Genomic DNA, 15,649 nt, shown 5'->3' on the forward strand with positions numbered 1-15,649 from the left:
GCCCTCATGGCATCTATCGAGGTGACTTCGTGACTGCTTCTTCGACTAGCTCCAACCGCTCCGACGCTGCCGCCGGCGGCCCCTCCCAGCGGACCGAACCCTTCGATCTGGTGATTTTCGGCGGCACCGGCGATCTGGCCGTGCGCAAGCTGCTGCCCGCCCTGTACCACCGCTTTCTCGACGGCCAGATTCCCGACAGCAGCCGCATCATCGGCATCGCCCGCGAAGGGCTCGACGACGACAGCTACCGCGAACAGGTGCGCGACACCCTGAGCAAGACCAGCGGCGCGGACGACGCGAAGATCGAAGCCTTCCTCAAGCAGGTCGGCTATCGCTCGCTGGATGCGCGCAAAGACGAGGGCTGGGACGAGTTTGCCGCCCTGATCGGCGAGCAACCCGAGCACATTCGCGTGTTTTATCTCTCCACCTCGCCGGAACTCTTCGTCGATATCTGCGGCCGCCTGGGCCACTACAAGCTCAACGAAGGCCAGTCGCGCGTGGTGCTGGAAAAACCGATCGGCCGCGACCTCGACAGCGCCAACCAGATCAACGACGCGGTCGGCCGCGTGTTCGACGAATCGCAGACCTTCCGCATCGATCACTACCTCGGCAAGGAGACGGTGCAGAACCTGCTGGCGCTGCGCTTCGGCAACGCCTTGTTCGAGCCGCTGTGGAACAACGCGCATATCGACCACGTGCAGATCACCGTCTCGGAAACGCTGGGTACCGGCAATCGCAGCGCGTATTACGACCGCGCCGGCGCGCTGCGCGATATGGTGCAGAACCATATTCTGCAGCTGCTGTGCATGGTGGCGATGGAACCGCCGTCGTCCCTGGCACCGGATGCGGTGCGCGACGAAAAGCTGAAGGTGCTCAACTCGCTCAAGCACATCGACAGCAGCAACGTCGCACAGCTCACCGTGCGCGGCCAGTACCGCGCCGGCGTGTCCGATGGCGTCAAGGTGCCCGGTTATCTCGATGAATTGGGCAATACCAAGTCGCACACCGAAACCTTTGTCGCGGTGAAGGCGGAGATCGCCAACTGGCGCTGGGCCGGCGTGCCGTTCTACCTGCGCACCGGCAAGCGCCTGCCCGATCGCGTGTCCGAAATCGTGGTCGCGTTCAAGCCGGTGCCGCACTCCATCTTCCACGCCGAGGCCGGCACGCTGGCGCAGAACCGGCTGGTGCTGCGGCTGCAGCCGGATGAAGGCGTGAAACTGTGGCTGACGATCAAGCACCCGGGCCCGGGCGGCCTGCGCCTGCGCCACGTGCCGCTGGACATGAGCTTTGCCGAGGCCTTCGGCGTGTCGCAGCCCGACGCCTACGAGCGCCTGTTGCTCGATGTGGTGCGTGGCAATCCCACGCTGTTCATGCGTCGCGACGAAGTGGAGGCCGCGTGGCGCTGGGCCGGCCCGATTCTGGCCGCCTGGTCGGCCAGCGGCGAAGCGCCGCGCCCGTATTCGGCCGGCAGCTGGGGTCCGAGCGCGGCCATTGCGCTGATCGAACGCGACGGCCGCACCTGGAGCGAGGACAGCGAGTGATCGCTCGGGCCACTTGCAGGCGTTAGCGGTGATTCACTTGCGCGGGACCGACCGTGCGTCACACTTCACCTTCCCTCCCAACGACAAGCAGGGCGCGCCTTCCGCATGATGCCTCCGGCGCGCAGATACCATCCATGACCACCCATCTCAACGTCACCACCCACAGTTTCACCGATTGCCACGCCCAGGCTGTCGCACTGGCCGAACGCGTCGCCAAACGGCTGCGCATGAGCTTGAATCAGCGCGGCCACGCGCTGCTCGCCGTGTCCGGCGGCAGCACGCCAAAGGATTTCTTCGCACAGCTGTCGAAGGAAACGCTGGACTGGGCGAACGTCAAAATCACCCTGGTCGACGAGCGCTGGGTGCCGGACACCGACGAACGCTCCAACGCCAAGCTGGTGAAAACCGTTCTGCTGCAGAACGAAGCCGCTGCCGCGACGTTCGTGCCGCTCTACAGCGACGCGCCGACACCCGAAGAAGGCCTCGCCGCCACCAGCCGGCGGATCGAGGAACTCGCGCTGCCGTTCGACGCGGTGGTGCTGGGCATGGGTGACGACGGCCACACGGCGTCGTTCTTTCCCGGCGGCGACCATCTGGCGGAGGCGCTCGACCTCGACGGCAAATCCCGCGTACTGCCGATGCATGCGCCCGACGCGGGCGAACCGCGCATCACGCTGACCCTGCCGACGCTGCTGGAAACCGAATCGCTGTTTCTGCTGGTAACCGGCAACAAGAAGCGCGACGTGCTGGCCGATGCCCGGCTGGGCCTGGACGCGGCGCGCGACTACCCGGTGCGCTCCGTATTGACTCAGCTGCGCGTGCCGGTGGCTGTGTACTGGTGCCCATAAGCTGTCGTCTTTGCCTCACGGTTGTCGCACCGGCGCCGTACCGTTCGGGCAAAGCGTAGCGCCGAGGGCGCCTGGTCGAAGCCGGCCGGTTGATCTATACGGCCCTTCGACTTCGCCGCCGCGCGGCTACGCTCAGGGAGAACGAAATATGTCGCAGCACCCACGTAAAGCCTATCTACCGCATCACCGCACCACCCGTTCCGGAGTCTTGAAATGAACACGCTGCATCCCGTGGTTGCCGAAGTCACCGAACGCCTGCGCGAACGCAGCCGCGAAACGCGCGCGGCGTATCTGCAGCGCATCGACGCGGTGGATCGCGGCGGCCCCCAGCGCGCGCACCTTTCCTGCGGCAACCTCGCGCACGGCTTCGCCGCCTGCGGACCGGGCGACAAGGATGCGCTGCGCAACGGCCTGCGCGGCAACCTCGCCATCATCACCTCGTACAACGACATGCTCTCGGCGCACCAGCCGTACGAGCGCTACCCGGAACGGATCCGCCAGATCGCGCGCGACGCCGGCTTCACCGCCCAGGTCGCCGGCGGCGTGCCGGCGATGTGCGATGGCGTCACCCAGGGTCAGCCCGGCATGCAGCTGTCGCTGTTCTCGCGCGACCTGATCGCGATGGCCACCGCCATCGCGCTTTCGCACGACATGTTCGACGGCGCGCTGTACCTGGGTATCTGCGACAAGATCGTGCCCGGCCTGCTGATCGGCGCGCTGAGCTTCGGCCACCTGCCCGGCGCGTTCGTGCCGTCCGGTCCGATGCCCAGCGGCATTCCCAACGAAGAAAAATCCAAGGTGCGCCAGGCCTATGCCGAAGGCAAGGCCGGCAAGGCCGAGCTGCTCGAGGCCGAGGCCGCCTCGTATCACAGCCCCGGCACCTGCACCTTCTACGGCACCGCCAACTCCAACCAGATGCTGATGGAGATCATGGGCCTGCACCTGCCCGGCGCCAGCTTCGAGCCGCCGGACACACCGCTGCGCGACGCGCTCACCGCCGACATCGTGCGCCGGGTCAACGCGCTCGGCGCACTCGGCGACAACTATCTGCCGATCGGGCACATCATCGACGAGCGCGCCATCATCAACGGCGTGATCGGCCTGCACGCCACCGGCGGCTCGACCAATCATCTGCTTCACCTCGTCGCCATTGCGCACGCGGCCGGCATCCAGCTGCGCTGGGACGATTTCGACGCGCTGTCCGGCGTGATCCCGCTGCTGGCCCGCGTATATCCGAACGGCTACGCCGACGTGAACCAATTCCACCAGGCCGGCGGCATGGCCTTCCTGATCGATCAGCTGCTTGGCGCCGGCCTGCTGCACGCCGATGTGCAGACCGTCTTCGGCACCGGCATGGACGGCTATGCGCAGATTCCGCAGCTCGACGACAGCGGCGCGCTGCACTGGACGCCGGTATCCAAGCAAAGCGGCAACCGCGGCGTGCTGCGCGGCATGGACGAGCCGTTCCGCCACGACGGCGGCCTGCGCATGCTGCAGGGCAATCTCGGCCGCGCGGTAATCAAGGTGTCCTCGGTGCCCGACGATCGACTGATCATCGAGGCACCCGCCGTGGTGTTCCACGATCAGAACGAAGTCGGCGAAGCGTTCAAGCGCGGCGAGCTCAATCGCGACTTCATCGCGGTGGTGCGCTTTCAGGGTCCGCAGGCCAACGGCATGCCGGAGCTGCACAAGCTCACCCCCACGCTCGCCGTGCTGCAGGATCGCGGCTACCGCGTCGCCCTGCTCACCGACGGCCGCATGTCCGGCGCCTCCGGCCGCGTGCCGGCGGCCATCCACGTCACACCCGAGGCCGTGGCCAGCGGCAATATCGCCAAGATCCGCAACGGCGACATGATCCGACTCGACGCCGTCAGCGGCCATCTGGACGTATTGATGGAAGCGCATGAACTCGACTCGCGTCTGCCGCAGCATGCGGATCTGTCCGCCCAGCACAGCGGCATGGGCCGCGAACTGTTCGGTCTGTTCCGGCAGGCTGCGACCACGGCCGATCTCGGTGCCGGCGTGCTTTGACCGTTTCGCGACCAGCGCGCACCCACTCCCTTTCAAACTTTCCACGAGCGATTTCATGAGCAGCATCGAACACAAGCAGCAGCAGGTCGAAACCCTTATGCGGCTCGCGCCGGTCATTCCGGTGGTGATCATCGACAACGCCCGCGACGCCGTGCCGATGGCGCGCGCCCTGGTCGCTGGCGGTATCCCGACTATCGAGGTCACGCTGCGTACGCCGGCCGCGCTCGATGCCATCCGCGCGATCGCCGCCGAAGTGGAAGGCGCCGTGATCGGTGCCGGCACCGTGCTGACCCCGCGCGATCTGGAAGCCGCTCGCCAGGCCGGCGCGCGCTTTGCGGTATCGCCCGGCGTCTCGCCGAAACTGCTTGATGCCGTCGACGACAGCGACGTGCCACTGCTGCCCGGTGCCGCGACGGCCAGCGAGGTGATGACCTTGCTGGAGCGCGGTTATCGTTTTCTGAAATTTTTCCCCGCGGTGCCGGCCGGCGGCACCAAGCTGCTCGGCGCCTGGGCCAGCCCGCTACCGCAGGTTCGGTTTTGCCCCACGGGCGGCATCAGTCTGGCGAGTGCGCCGGATTTTCTCGCGTTGCCGAATGTGCTTTGTGTCGGTGGGTCATGGTTGACGCCGGCAGATAAGTTGGCGGCGGGGGATTGGGCCGCGATTGAGTTGTTGGCGCGCGAGGCGGCGGGCTTGCGCTCGCTCTGATTCTCGCTGGCCGTTTTTGCCCCTTCTACCCAGGCCTTATTGTGGAGAGGGTTGGGGTGAGGGGCGCCCTGGCTTCTCACGGTTTATATTTTTTAAAGCAGAGCTTTCGTCCTCCTTTGGAGGCCGAGTCACTTTCTCTTGCATGGCCAAGAGAAAGTAACCAAGGAGAAGGCCACCCCACTTGGCGCTTGCCGGGCTGCGCCCAGCAAGTCCGTGAGCTGAGGCCGGGCTTTTCGACAGGGCTCCTGCCCTGACGAAAAGGAATCGGCATCCATGCCGATTCCCCTGCGGGCCTATCGACCTCACCTCACCGCCGCACAGGGGTTTAGTGGAGCAAGAGCAGGCTCGCTTGCACATCGCAGATGACCGATGGCCGCATAGCTCATTCAGGGCATTTTCTCCCAGCGGAAATAACGCTCCGTGGCTAAGTTCAGCATGTCCATATCCTCTTTTGTATCTCCGTAGGCGTACACCTTGAGAAATTTTTCGAGATCGTATTTCTCGCGAACACGTCTGGACTTCTCCGCGTTGACGCATTGCTCTCCGCGGTATCGACCCGTCAGCGTGCCGTCGACGACTTCCAACTGCGAACAGATGAGGTGCAGCTGATGTTGCACGCACCAGGGCGATAGATAGACATCGAATGCCCCGGACACAATGACGACGACATCGCCCTGATTCTTGTGCCACTGGATTCTTTCCATCGCCAAGGGCCGCAGCAAATCCGGTAGTACATCCCGGGCAAACTCATGGCCGGCCCGACGCACCTCATCAGCAGCTACGCCACGAAATCCAAACCGCGTAACTCGGGTACGAATATCGCTGCCTGAGATGAAACCGAGCTTGTAGCCGAGAACTCGCGGGGCGAAAAGAATGTTTCCCACAGCGCATTTTGCGGGCACAACTGCGAAACGCATGAAATCCGAGAACGTTCCTCTTGTCGTGATGGTTCCGTCGAAATCAAAGAGTGCGAGATTCATCGACTAGTGATTCCTTTCATGTATAAGCTGTCGACGATCACCGCGGCGGAGCAAAATCCACTGTCAAAGCAGCGTTTCGCCCGCCTACGGCGAGCTACGTCTCTTTTGCTTTTCAACGGCGACGCAAGAGAGTGTGACTCGACGTCCGTAGGAGGACGAAAGCTTGTATCGCTTCGAACGACATGAATACGATACGGCCTGAAACGTCCTCCGCCCTCTTTGTTATTTAGCGACGCTTGTGGAGTTTGCCGGCGCCTTTGACTTACTCGCCTCATACTCGTTGAGACGAGTCGTTGTCTCTTGTCCAATCTTCTGGATATCGGGCATCAGAACAGTCAATTTTTCCTGCGTCATTTGCATGGCTTGCTGCATCAGAATTGGCATCTTCACTACCACTGCCTGCCCGGATGGCGTTTTGTAAAAAGCCACCACGTCATTTACCTCTTTTTGCGACAGCGATTTTTTATAGATGGCCTCGTACGCAGGCTCCATATTCTGCCAAGCCAATGCCCGTTGCATCAGTTCGTTCATCTTTGCAATTTGCTCATCGATAATTTTTTGCTCTCCTGCATCGATTTCTCTCCCTGCCAAGCTCTGTTGTACGGATTTGCGCAACAAGCCATCCATCTGCCCCATCATTCCGTCGAGCAGCTTGTGCGTCTGCATCACCTTAAACAGCTCTTGTATCGATGCGTCACTCGGCTACGTATCTGCTGCAAAAACGGGGCTGGTCGTGAGAATTAGTGCAAGAAAACCTATGGTGCGGATACGCATCTTTCATCTCTCCTTGAAGTAGATATCGAAGTTTCAAGCATTTCGGCCTAAGCCGATTTTTGTATCAATGACTCGGAGCCGCCGTGGGCGACTTCAAATACGTCTCAAACAACTCATCGATCCGCCGATACTCATCGTGCCAATCGTCCGCATGGACGAAGCTGTGCCGCTCCAGCGGATACAGCGAGATCCAGAAATTCTTCTTATGCAGTTCGATGAAGCGCTGATACAGGCGGATCGAATCGCTGGCCATCACGTTGTCGTCGATCAGGCCATGTTCGATCAGCAGCGGGTCGCGCAGCTGGTCGGCGTATTCGATCGGTGAGCTGGTCTTGTACGACTCGGGGTCGAGCTGCGGTTCGTTGAGGATGTCGGCGGTGTAGTCGTCGTTGTAGCTGGTCCAGTCGGAGACCGGGCGCAGCGCGGAGCCGGCGGCGAACTCGCCGGGTGCGCGCAGCAGCGCGATCTCGGTCATGAAGCCACCATAGCTGCCGCCGTAGATGCCGACGCGCTTCGGATCGACGCCGTGGTTTTTCACCAGCCACACCTTGCCGTCGAGCAGATCTTCGAGTTCCGGATGGCCCATGTGCTGGTAGATCGCGGTGCGCCACTTTTCGCCGTAGCCTTCGGAGGCGCGGTAGTCCATGTCCAGCACCACGTAGCCCTGCTGCACCAACAGATTGTTGAACATCTGCTCGCGGAAGTAATAGCTGGATGACAGCGTGACATTCTGCAGATAGCCGGCGCCGTGCACGAAGAACACCGCCGGACGCTTGGCCACCTCGCTTTCATCGGCCGGGCCGTAGTACTTGGCGTAGATCACGCCGGCGCCGTGGCTGGAGGGAATCTCGACGATCTTCGGCGCGATCCAGGCGTGCGCTGCGTAGGCCGGCTTGATGGTGTTGGTGAGGTCGTGACCTTCACCACCGGCGGACGGCTGGACGGCCAGTTGGGCGAAGACGTACGGCGACGAATGCAGCACCGCCAGGTGCTTGCCGTCGGGCGAGAGTTTGAAATCGTCCATGCCCTGGTACTGGGTAACGCGGGTCAGCGCACCGCCCTTCGCCGGCAGCCGGTAGACGTCGTAGCTGTATGGCGCTACCTGGTTGGTGCGCACGTAGAACCACTGGCCGTCGTCGCTGAGCAGCGGATGGCTGACCTCGAACTTGCCGGTGGTCAGCGCGGTGGCCTTGCCGTCGAGCGGCTTGCTGTAGAGCTGCGAGTAGCCGGTGTGTTCGCTCAGATACCACAGCGTGCGGTTGTCCTTGAGCCAGCCGAAATCGTTGAAATTCCAGTTGATCCACGCAGCGTCGGTGAGGCGCTGCTGGTTGACCAGCTTGTGCGTGCCGAAGTCGACGCTCGCGATCCAGCGGTCCTTGTTGTCGTTGGCGCGCACCTGCACGGCAAGCTGGCTGCCGTCGTCGCTCCAGGCGATGCCGCCGCCACCGCCGTCTTCCGGGCTGCCGACCACACGCACGCCGCGCACGTCGGGCGCCTTCAGGGCCTTGGCCTCGTCGGACTTGCCGGCTTTCTCCAGCGCGGCAACGGTCTGTGCGCGCAGCGCCTTCAGCGGATCGTCCTTGATGCCGGGCAGACCGTCGGTCGCCAGCGGATAGCTCTGGTGCTGGCGCAGGTCGAGCAGCAGCAGCGACTGCGGCGCCGGATCGTTGTGGCCGACGTAGGTGCGCGCTTCCTTCGGCTCGGTGTAGCCGCTCTCGGTCACGTAGTGATTGACCACCGGATGCTTCCCTTCGTCATACCCCTTCGGTGCGGTGACCACCAGCAGCCAGCGGCCGTCGGGCGACAGCTCGGTGTCGACGGCCTCCGACTTGTCGCCGAGAAAGAACGGCGCCGGGGCGCGGCCGGGATCGGCGGCGTCGAGCGCCTTGTCCTCGTCCTTCAGCGCCTGCTTGTCGGCCTTGATATCGCGCAGCGTCTTGAACAGGCGCAGCTGCAAGTCGCCCAGCTCGTCGGCCTTCTTGGCCTGCGGGTCGTTGGCGAATTTCAGCACGGCCGCCGGCGCGGTCGTGCCGCTGGTTAGGTCGTAGCTGTACCAGTCGTTGCCGTCGCGAAACTGCAGCGCGCGGCCGTCGGCGGAGAACTGCGGTGAAGACTCCTCCTGTGGCGTGCGCGTGACCTGGGTGCGGCGACCGCTGCCGATATCGACCACAAAGATGTCGCCGTGCATCACATACGCCGCATGTTTATGGCTGCGATCGAACACGGCCGGCCCCCCGGCCTGCGCCATCGCGGCGGGATCGAGTTTGCTGGTCTGGCCGCTGGCCGCGTCGACGCGATATAGATCGCGCACCGGGCTGCCGTCGCGCTTGAGCGAGTAGTAGAGGCTGCGGCCGTCCACGCTCCAGTACGGCATCTCGACCGGATGCCCGATCCAGTCCGGGTTGGCCATGATGGTTTCCAGGTCGAGCGCGCCACCGGCCGGTGGCGTAACGGCTGCGGCGGGCAGCACAGCGAAAGCGATAAGGCCGGCAAGCAGCAGTCGACGCATGGGGCAGTCTCCACGGAGGGCAACGATGGGAAAAATCAGCATAGCCGAGCGCGGCGGCCATGCATGCCCACCCGTGCCAGAAGTCAGGGTCGGCCGGCGCGACTGCACGCCAGGCGCCGCCGCAGTACGCTGTGGCCTCTGCGGTCACTGAGTAAAGCGCATGCGCCTCGTCTTCGTTCGCCTGATCGTTGTCTCCGCGGCGCTGCTCGGCGCGAGTTCGTGGTGCGCGGCGCAGGTGCAGCCCGCAGCGGTGCTGCCAGCGCGAGACGTGTCGCTGATCGACCCCAACCGACCGGTGTCGATGCCTCCCGCCACGCCGCAGGGCAAGGACGCCAGCGTGTTGCACGGCACGCGCGTCGGCGACCCCTACCGTTGGCTGGAAAACCCCAACGACCCAACCGTACAGAAGTGGATCGCCACGCAGAACGCACATACCGAAGCGGTGCTGGCCGCCATGCCGGACGGCAAGGCGATGACGGCGCGCGTGCAGCAGCTCGCCATCACATCGACCACGCGTTCCGGGCCACTGCTGGCCCACGGCACGCTGTTCTACATGCAGGAAACGCCGCCGCAACCGCAGCCGCTGCTGATGGCGCAGCCGTGGCCGAACGGCACGCCGCGCGTACTGGTCGATCTCAATGCCAACGGCGGCAACACCGCCATCACCAATTACTGGCCGTCGCCGCGGGCGCGCTATCTGGCCTACGGCACGGCCGAAGGCGGCAGCGAGCTGACCACCATCCACGTGCTGGATGTCGCCACCGGCAAGGTGCTGGCCGATGCGCTGCCCTGGGCCGGCGGCGGCACCACGCCGCAGGGACTGGCCTGGGACGCCGATGAAAAAGGCTTTACCTACGTGCGCTTTGTGCCGCCGCAGGGCAGCGCCGAGGTCAGGCAGTTCGACGCCACCCTGGTGCATCACGCGCTGGGTGAGCCGGCGGCCAGCGATACCGTCGTGTTCGGCCAGGGCTATTCGCGCGTGGCCGAATATCGCCTGCTCAGCTCGCCGGATGCGCAGCAGCTCGCGGTGCTGGCCAACGTCGGCGACGGCGGCCCGGCCGAGGTGTATTTAAGTGATGGCGCGCAGTGGAAAAAGATCGTCGGCAGCGAGGCGAACGTGCGCACCGCAGCGTGGATCGGCCAGCGGCTGTTCGTGGTGAGCTTTGCGAACGCGCCGCGCGGCAAGCTGCTGGCGGTCGACGCACAGGGCGCCCTGAGCGAGGTGCTGGGCGAGCGCGATGGTGCGATTCAAGGCGTGGAACCGGTCGCCAGCGGGTTTCTGGTCACGCGCAGCTGGGGACCGGACTGGTGGGTGGAGCAGTACGACGGCAAGGCCCGGTTCGTGCGTCGCGTGCCGCTGCCGGCGCAGCGCATTGGCGTAGGCGCCATCGCTTCAGAGCTCGGCCAGAATCAGGCGCTGATCAGCTACGGTGGCTGGACTACCCCCTCGCACTGGGCCGAATACGACGCGCACAGCGGCCGCCTGAAGACCGTATTTGAAGTGAAGCCCACGGCCGATTATTCGAACGTCGAGGTACAGCGTATCGATGGCCTCTCGCCCGACGGCAGCCATGTTCCGGTGACGGTGATCGCGATGCGCGGCATCACGCCGAACGGCAAGCGGCCGACCATACTTTACGGCTACGGCGGTTTCGGTATTCCGGTGGCGCCCTGTTTCGTCGGCGCCAAGCTCGCGTGGCTGGAACGCGGCGGGGTGCTGGCATACGCCAACATCCGTGGCGGAAACGAATTCGGTGAAGCGTGGCATGCGCAGGGCCAGCAGCTGCACAAGCAGAACGTGTTCGACGATTTCCATGCGGCCGCGCTGGCGCTGTTCGACAGGCAGTGGACCGACCGCGCGCACCTGGGCATTCTCGGCGGCAGCAACGGCGGCCTGCTGATGGGCGCGTCGCTGGTGCAGCATCCGGGCGACTATCGCGCGGTGGTGTCGATGGTCGGCATCTATGACGTGATCCGCCACGAAACCGACTTCGCCAACGGCGCCTACAACGTCAGCGAATACGGCTCGGTCAGCGACCCGGCACAGTTCAAGGCCACGCTGGCGTATTCGCCGCTGCAAAGCGTGCAGCCGCATACCGCTTACCCTGCCGTACTGATGACCACCGGCGCCAACGATTCGCGCGTGGCGCCGTGGCAATCGCGCAAGTTCACCGCGGCGCTGCAGAACGCCACCACCTCGGACCGGCCGATCCTGCTGCTGACGCGCGTCAACGCGGGTCATGGTATCGGCGCGCCCTTCAGCCAGCGCGTCGGCAACACCGCGATCATGCTGACCTTTTTCGCGCAGGAGCTGGGGCTCGAGGCGAAATAACGGGCAGGAATCGATGCGCTGACGCATGCTTCGGACGACAGCACAACGGCTGCTACCATCGCGTTTTACTTTCAGAAGTGCGCCGCCCATGCCGTTGCCGACCGTCGAACAGGAAACCGCCGCCAATCCGGCCCATAGCGTGATCTGGCTGCATGGGCTGGGCGCCGACGGGCATGACTTTGCGCCGATCGTGCCGCAGCTGGTGGCGCCGGGATGGCCGGCGCTGCGCTTCGTGTTTCCGCATGCGCCGGTGCGGCCGGTGACGATCAACAACGGCATGTCGATGCGCGCGTGGTACGACATCGCGGCGTTCGATCTCAATGCCAAGCAGGATGAAGCCGGCATGCGCGCGTCGGTGGCCGCGGTGGAAACGCTGATCGCACGCGAACACAGCCGCGGCGTACCGAGCGAACGCATTCTGCTGGCCGGCTTTTCGCAGGGCGGCGCCATCGCGCTGTCGGCCGGGCTGCGCCACGCGCAGAAGCTGGCCGGTATCGTCGCGCTGTCGACCTATCTGCCGCTGCACACCACCCTGGCCGCCGAACGCCACGCGTCGAATGCAGCCACGCCGATCTTCTGGGGCCACGGCCTGGCCGATCCGGTGGTGGTGCTGCAGCGCGGACTCGATTCGCGCGACCGGCTACAGGCGCTGGGTTATCACGTCGACTGGCATACCTATCCCATGCTGCACGCGGTCAATCCGCAGGAGATTGCCGACCTGCGCGACTGGCTGGGTCAGCGGCTGACGTAGGTCGCAGCAAAGGCGCTTCGTTCGAGGCCAGCGAACCCGTCAAGCCGGCCACCCTCATGCGGCATACTTGCCCGCATGACGCCACCCACCATCGCCAACCGCCCGCGCGAACGCGCCGAGCAGAGTCCGCTGCCGGACTTCTGCAAGCTGCCGGCGCTGTTCGCGCTGATCGTGGTCGGTGCGCTCACGGTGACAGTGATGTGGCTGTCGCGCACCGGGCAACGCGACTGGGCCAGTTACAGCGTCGGCATGCTGTTCGTGACGTGGCTGGCGCTGGTGATCGCGGTCGCGCTGTGCAAGCTGCGCGGTCTACTACAGAGGCTGCCCGGCCACTTTCCCTACGCCGCGGTGTGGCTGCTGATCGTGCTGCTCGTACTGGCCGCCAGCAGCGTGGCGCGCTGGCTCGATGTGGCGCTGCAAATGCAACTGGGCACCGACAGCAGCGGCGTCTTCGTGCGCGACAATGTGGCGATAGCCGCCTTGCTCGGCGCGGCAATGCTGCGCTACTTCTACGTGCTGGCGCAGTGGCAGGCGCGGCTGGCGGCAGTAACGCGCGCGCAGATCGACGCGCTGCAGGCGCGCATCCGGCCGCACTTTCTGTTCAACAGCATGAATACCGTAGCGGCGCTGATCCGCGTCGACCCCGATGCGGCCGAGCGCACGGTGGAAGATCTCTCCGAATTGTTTCGCGCCGCGCTGGGCCAGCACAACAACGACGACGGCACCCTGGGCGACGAGCTGGCGCTGATCGAGCGCTACCTCGCGATCGAGCAATGGCGCCTCGGCGATCGTCTGCGCGTGCAGCGCGATATCGCCGCGCTGCCGGAAACGTTTCCGCTGCCGCGCCTGCTGCTGCAACCGTTGGTGGAGAACGCCGTGCGCCACGGCATCCAGCCGCGGGTCGGCGGCGGCGAGATGATGCTGCGCGGCACGGTCGAGCAGCGGATGCTCGTCATTGAAATCATCAACCCGCTGCCGGATACCGCCGCCGAACCGGGCAATGGCCATGGCCTGGACAACGTGCGCCAGCGCGTGGCCTATCGCTACGGGCCGCTGGCCCGTGTGGAAGCCGGTATACAGAGTGGACTCGATGGCGAACGCTTCGTCGTGAAACTGTATCTCCCCATGCCTCAACCCTCCGAGCAAAGCCGCGATGCGCGTACTGATCGTCGATGACGAACCGCTGGCGCGCGCGCGCATGGCAGCGCTACTGGGCGAATGCGCCGGTACGGAAATCGTCGGCAGCGTCGGCGACGGCGAAAGCGCGCTCGCGGCGATCGGCGAACAGCAGCCGGACATTCTGTTGCTCGATATCAACATGCCCGGGCTCAACGGCACCGCGCTGGCCCAGCGCCTGGCCGGTCGCGCGCGGCCGCAGGTGATCTTCTGCACTGCCTACGAAGCGCACGCGCTGCAGGCCTTCGAACTGGGCGCCGTCGATTACCTGCTCAAACCCGTGCGGCTGGAACGCTTGCGCGATGCCCTGCAACGCGCCGAGCGCCGCCTCGCCGATCAGACGCGCGAGCCGCCCAAATACCTGCACGGCCGCATGCACGGCGAGGAAGTGCGCATCGCCCTCGACGAAGTGATCTATCTGCTCGCCGACGAAAAATACGTCGTCGTGCAGCACCGCCGCGGCGAGCTGCTGATCGAGGAATCGCTGCGCCAGCTGGAAGAAACCTATCCGAACCAGCTTATTCGCCTGCACCGCAACTGCCTCGTGCCGCCGGCGCGATTGCTGGGACTGAAAACCCTCGGCGACGGTCGCGTGCTCGCGCGTCTGGACGGCACCGAGCTGAGCCCGGAAATCAGCCGACGCAACCTGCCGGCCGTAAGAAGGCTGCTGCGGTTGGGATGAGGGCTTTGCGAGCGCGAATCGCTCGATTGCCTGCTTGACCGCGGCACGCTTGGGAAAAAGTAACCGTTAATATGGGGGAATCGAAATTCAAAGCGGAGCTGGTCGCCAATGGATTTTTATACGATCTGGGAATCAGCGCATTTCAGACTCTCGCAGTCCTACGATTTTCGCTTTCCTGGTTACCTGTTTGTCGAGTGCCACTCAGGCGTCCGTCGCATGAACGACTTCGGGCCAGGGGAATCCGAAGAGCTTGCTGCCGTGTTGAAACTCGGGGAGCGTCTGCTCGATCTTCTGATTCGACCCGAGCGAATTTATGTTCTGAAATTTGGCGAATCCGACGACCGCATACATTTTCATCTGATTCCACGAACCGCGGAACTGCTGAAGTCGTATCTCGATGAGCGGCAAGAAAGCCCTCCCTACAACGGTGCGCTCATCACGGCATGGCTTTGGGCGAACGCTGGCCGCCTCGGCCATTCCGATGCCGATATTCAAGATTTCATTTCATCGGCACGGAGAATGTCCGAGCAGCTGACTTCATAGATTTTCGAGCATGTGAGGCATCCGTACATTCATCGCTGAACACCTTCGTGATCTACACGGGAAGCGTAGGGAAACAATGGATTTTTTGGTCGCTCTCATCTCAAGATAAAAGGAATCACCATGAAGCTTATAGGCATGCTCGACTCGCCCTACGTCCGCCGCGTGGCGATCTCGCTGCAAATGCTCGGCATCCCGTTCGAGCATCAGTCGCTGTCGGTGTTTGGCGGCTTCGATGAGTTTCAGCGGATCAATCCGCTGGTGAAGGCACCGACCCTGATCTGCGATGACGGCGACGTACTGATCGATTCGACGCTGATCCTGCAGTACGCCGAAGCGATCGCGAGCACGGGCAGGAGCCTGATGCCGACGGATGCTGCGTCGTTGCGGCATTCGCTGCGCCTCATCGGACTGGCACTGGCCGCGTGCGAGAAAAGCGTGCAGATCGTTTACGAACGCAAGCTGCGGCCGACCGAGAAACAGTACGCGCCGTGGGTGGAGCGCGTCACCGGGCAGCTGCTGGCCGCTTACGATGCGCTCGAAGCGGCCTCTCGCGATCGATCTCTCGCCGTTACCAGCGGCACTATCGATCAGGCCGGTATCACTACCGCCGTTGCCTGGAAGTTCACCCAGGAGATGTTGCCGGATATCGTGCAGGCGGCCGACTATCCGCCGCTACGCATGTTCTCGGACAAAGCCGAGGCGCTGGCGGCGTTTGCCGCGGCGCCCTGCGGTCCAAGCACGTATCGCGCGGTGGCGTGACTCGCAGTAGACACCCT

The 15,649-nt window shown here is 64.2% G+C and carries 13 protein-coding genes; 10 read left to right on the top strand and 3 right to left on the bottom strand.

Annotated features, from left to right (window positions below; genetic code table 11):
- Window positions 1-110 precede the first annotated feature (110 nt).
- From zwf to HDE78_RS10115, 4 genes are all read left to right on the top strand, one after another.
- Window positions 111-1,541 (top strand): glucose-6-phosphate dehydrogenase, encoded by a 1,431-nt coding sequence (zwf, locus tag HDE78_RS10100; RefSeq protein WP_343205730.1) that lies wholly within the window; start codon window positions 111-113, stop codon window positions 1,539-1,541.
- Window positions 1,542-1,675: 134 nt separating this feature from the next.
- Window positions 1,676-2,389: a 6-phosphogluconolactonase gene (gene pgl / locus HDE78_RS10105; protein ID WP_179478875.1), complete on the top strand. Its 714-nt coding sequence runs from the start codon at window positions 1,676-1,678 to the stop codon at window positions 2,387-2,389.
- A 213-nt stretch (window positions 2,390-2,602) separates the two neighbouring features.
- Window positions 2,603-4,420, top strand: coding sequence for a phosphogluconate dehydratase (edd, locus tag HDE78_RS10110; protein WP_179478877.1), 1,818 nt, complete (start codon window positions 2,603-2,605; stop codon window positions 4,418-4,420).
- A 55-nt stretch (window positions 4,421-4,475) separates the two neighbouring features.
- The gene (locus HDE78_RS10115; RefSeq protein ID WP_218862257.1) at window positions 4,476-5,126 is read left to right on the top strand and encodes a bifunctional 4-hydroxy-2-oxoglutarate aldolase/2-dehydro-3-deoxy-phosphogluconate aldolase; all 651 of its coding nucleotides are present in this window, start codon (window positions 4,476-4,478) and stop codon (window positions 5,124-5,126) included.
- A 386-nt stretch (window positions 5,127-5,512) separates the two neighbouring features.
- Here the strand turns inward: HDE78_RS10115 and HDE78_RS10120 are convergent, their stop codons facing one another.
- From HDE78_RS10120 to HDE78_RS10130, 3 genes are all read right to left on the bottom strand, one after another.
- Window positions 5,513-6,106 (bottom strand): HAD family hydrolase, encoded by a 594-nt coding sequence (locus HDE78_RS10120; protein WP_179478879.1) that lies wholly within the window; start codon window positions 6,104-6,106, stop codon window positions 5,513-5,515.
- Window positions 6,107-6,328: 222 nt separating this feature from the next.
- Window positions 6,329-6,772, bottom strand: coding sequence for a DUF2059 domain-containing protein (locus HDE78_RS10125; protein ID WP_255457752.1), 444 nt, complete (start codon window positions 6,770-6,772; stop codon window positions 6,329-6,331).
- Between the two features lie 172 nt (window positions 6,773-6,944).
- Entirely contained in the window at window positions 6,945-9,389 is a 2,445-nt protein-coding gene (locus HDE78_RS10130) for a prolyl oligopeptidase family serine peptidase (RefSeq protein ID WP_179478883.1), read from the bottom strand.
- Between the two features lie 160 nt (window positions 9,390-9,549).
- On the opposite strand from HDE78_RS10130, the gene HDE78_RS10135 reads away from it, so the two are divergent.
- From HDE78_RS10135 to HDE78_RS10160, 6 genes are all read left to right on the top strand, one after another.
- Window positions 9,550-11,721 (top strand): prolyl oligopeptidase family serine peptidase, encoded by a 2,172-nt coding sequence (locus HDE78_RS10135; protein WP_179478885.1) that lies wholly within the window; start codon window positions 9,550-9,552, stop codon window positions 11,719-11,721.
- Window positions 11,722-11,809: 88 nt separating this feature from the next.
- A complete protein-coding gene (locus HDE78_RS10140) occupies window positions 11,810-12,472 on the top strand; it encodes a dienelactone hydrolase family protein (RefSeq protein WP_179478887.1) in 663 nt (220 codons plus the stop codon).
- A gap of 75 nt (window positions 12,473-12,547) precedes the next feature.
- Window positions 12,548-13,648: a histidine kinase gene (locus HDE78_RS10145; RefSeq protein ID WP_179478889.1), complete on the top strand. Its 1,101-nt coding sequence runs from the start codon at window positions 12,548-12,550 to the stop codon at window positions 13,646-13,648.
- The gene (locus HDE78_RS10150) at window positions 13,626-14,330 is read left to right on the top strand and encodes a LytTR family DNA-binding domain-containing protein (protein WP_179478891.1); all 705 of its coding nucleotides are present in this window, start codon (window positions 13,626-13,628) and stop codon (window positions 14,328-14,330) included. The genes HDE78_RS10145 and HDE78_RS10150 overlap by 23 nt, the downstream gene beginning before the upstream one ends.
- Before the next feature lie 108 nt (window positions 14,331-14,438).
- A complete protein-coding gene (locus HDE78_RS10155; protein WP_179478893.1) occupies window positions 14,439-14,873 on the top strand; it encodes a hypothetical protein in 435 nt (144 codons plus the stop codon).
- A gap of 120 nt (window positions 14,874-14,993) precedes the next feature.
- A complete protein-coding gene (locus tag HDE78_RS10160) occupies window positions 14,994-15,632 on the top strand; it encodes a glutathione S-transferase family protein (protein ID WP_179478895.1) in 639 nt (212 codons plus the stop codon).
- Window positions 15,633-15,649: the final 17 nt, after the last annotated feature.

The organism is Rhodanobacter sp. K2T2, from assembly GCF_013408815.1.
GTDB lineage: Bacteria > Pseudomonadota > Gammaproteobacteria > Xanthomonadales > Rhodanobacteraceae > Rhodanobacter.

What these genes read in the sequence shown, in the direction of transcription:
- pgl (WP_179478875.1), top strand. Translation starts at nt 1,676, where the DNA reads ATGACCACCCATCTCAACGTCACCACCCACAGTTTCACCGATTGCCAC.
- edd (WP_179478877.1), top strand. Translation starts at nt 2,603, where the DNA reads ATGAACACGCTGCATCCCGTGGTTGCCGAAGTCACCGAACGCCTGCGC.
- HDE78_RS10115 (WP_218862257.1), top strand. Translation starts at nt 4,476, where the DNA reads ATGAGCAGCATCGAACACAAGCAGCAGCAGGTCGAAACCCTTATGCGG.
- HDE78_RS10120 (WP_179478879.1), bottom strand. Translation starts at nt 6,106, where the DNA reads ATGAATCTCGCACTCTTTGATTTCGACGGAACCATCACGACAAGAGGA.
- HDE78_RS10125 (WP_255457752.1), bottom strand. Translation starts at nt 6,772, where the DNA reads ATGCAGACGCACAAGCTGCTCGACGGAATGATGGGGCAGATGGATGGC.
- HDE78_RS10130 (WP_179478883.1), bottom strand. Translation starts at nt 9,389, where the DNA reads ATGCGTCGACTGCTGCTTGCCGGCCTTATCGCTTTCGCTGTGCTGCCC.
- HDE78_RS10135 (WP_179478885.1), top strand. Translation starts at nt 9,550, where the DNA reads ATGCGCCTCGTCTTCGTTCGCCTGATCGTTGTCTCCGCGGCGCTGCTC.
- HDE78_RS10140 (WP_179478887.1), top strand. Translation starts at nt 11,810, where the DNA reads ATGCCGTTGCCGACCGTCGAACAGGAAACCGCCGCCAATCCGGCCCAT.
- HDE78_RS10145 (WP_179478889.1), top strand. Translation starts at nt 12,548, where the DNA reads ATGACGCCACCCACCATCGCCAACCGCCCGCGCGAACGCGCCGAGCAG.
- HDE78_RS10150 (WP_179478891.1), top strand. Translation starts at nt 13,626, where the DNA reads ATGCGCGTACTGATCGTCGATGACGAACCGCTGGCGCGCGCGCGCATG.
- HDE78_RS10155 (WP_179478893.1), top strand. Translation starts at nt 14,439, where the DNA reads ATGGATTTTTATACGATCTGGGAATCAGCGCATTTCAGACTCTCGCAG.
- HDE78_RS10160 (WP_179478895.1), top strand. Translation starts at nt 14,994, where the DNA reads ATGAAGCTTATAGGCATGCTCGACTCGCCCTACGTCCGCCGCGTGGCG.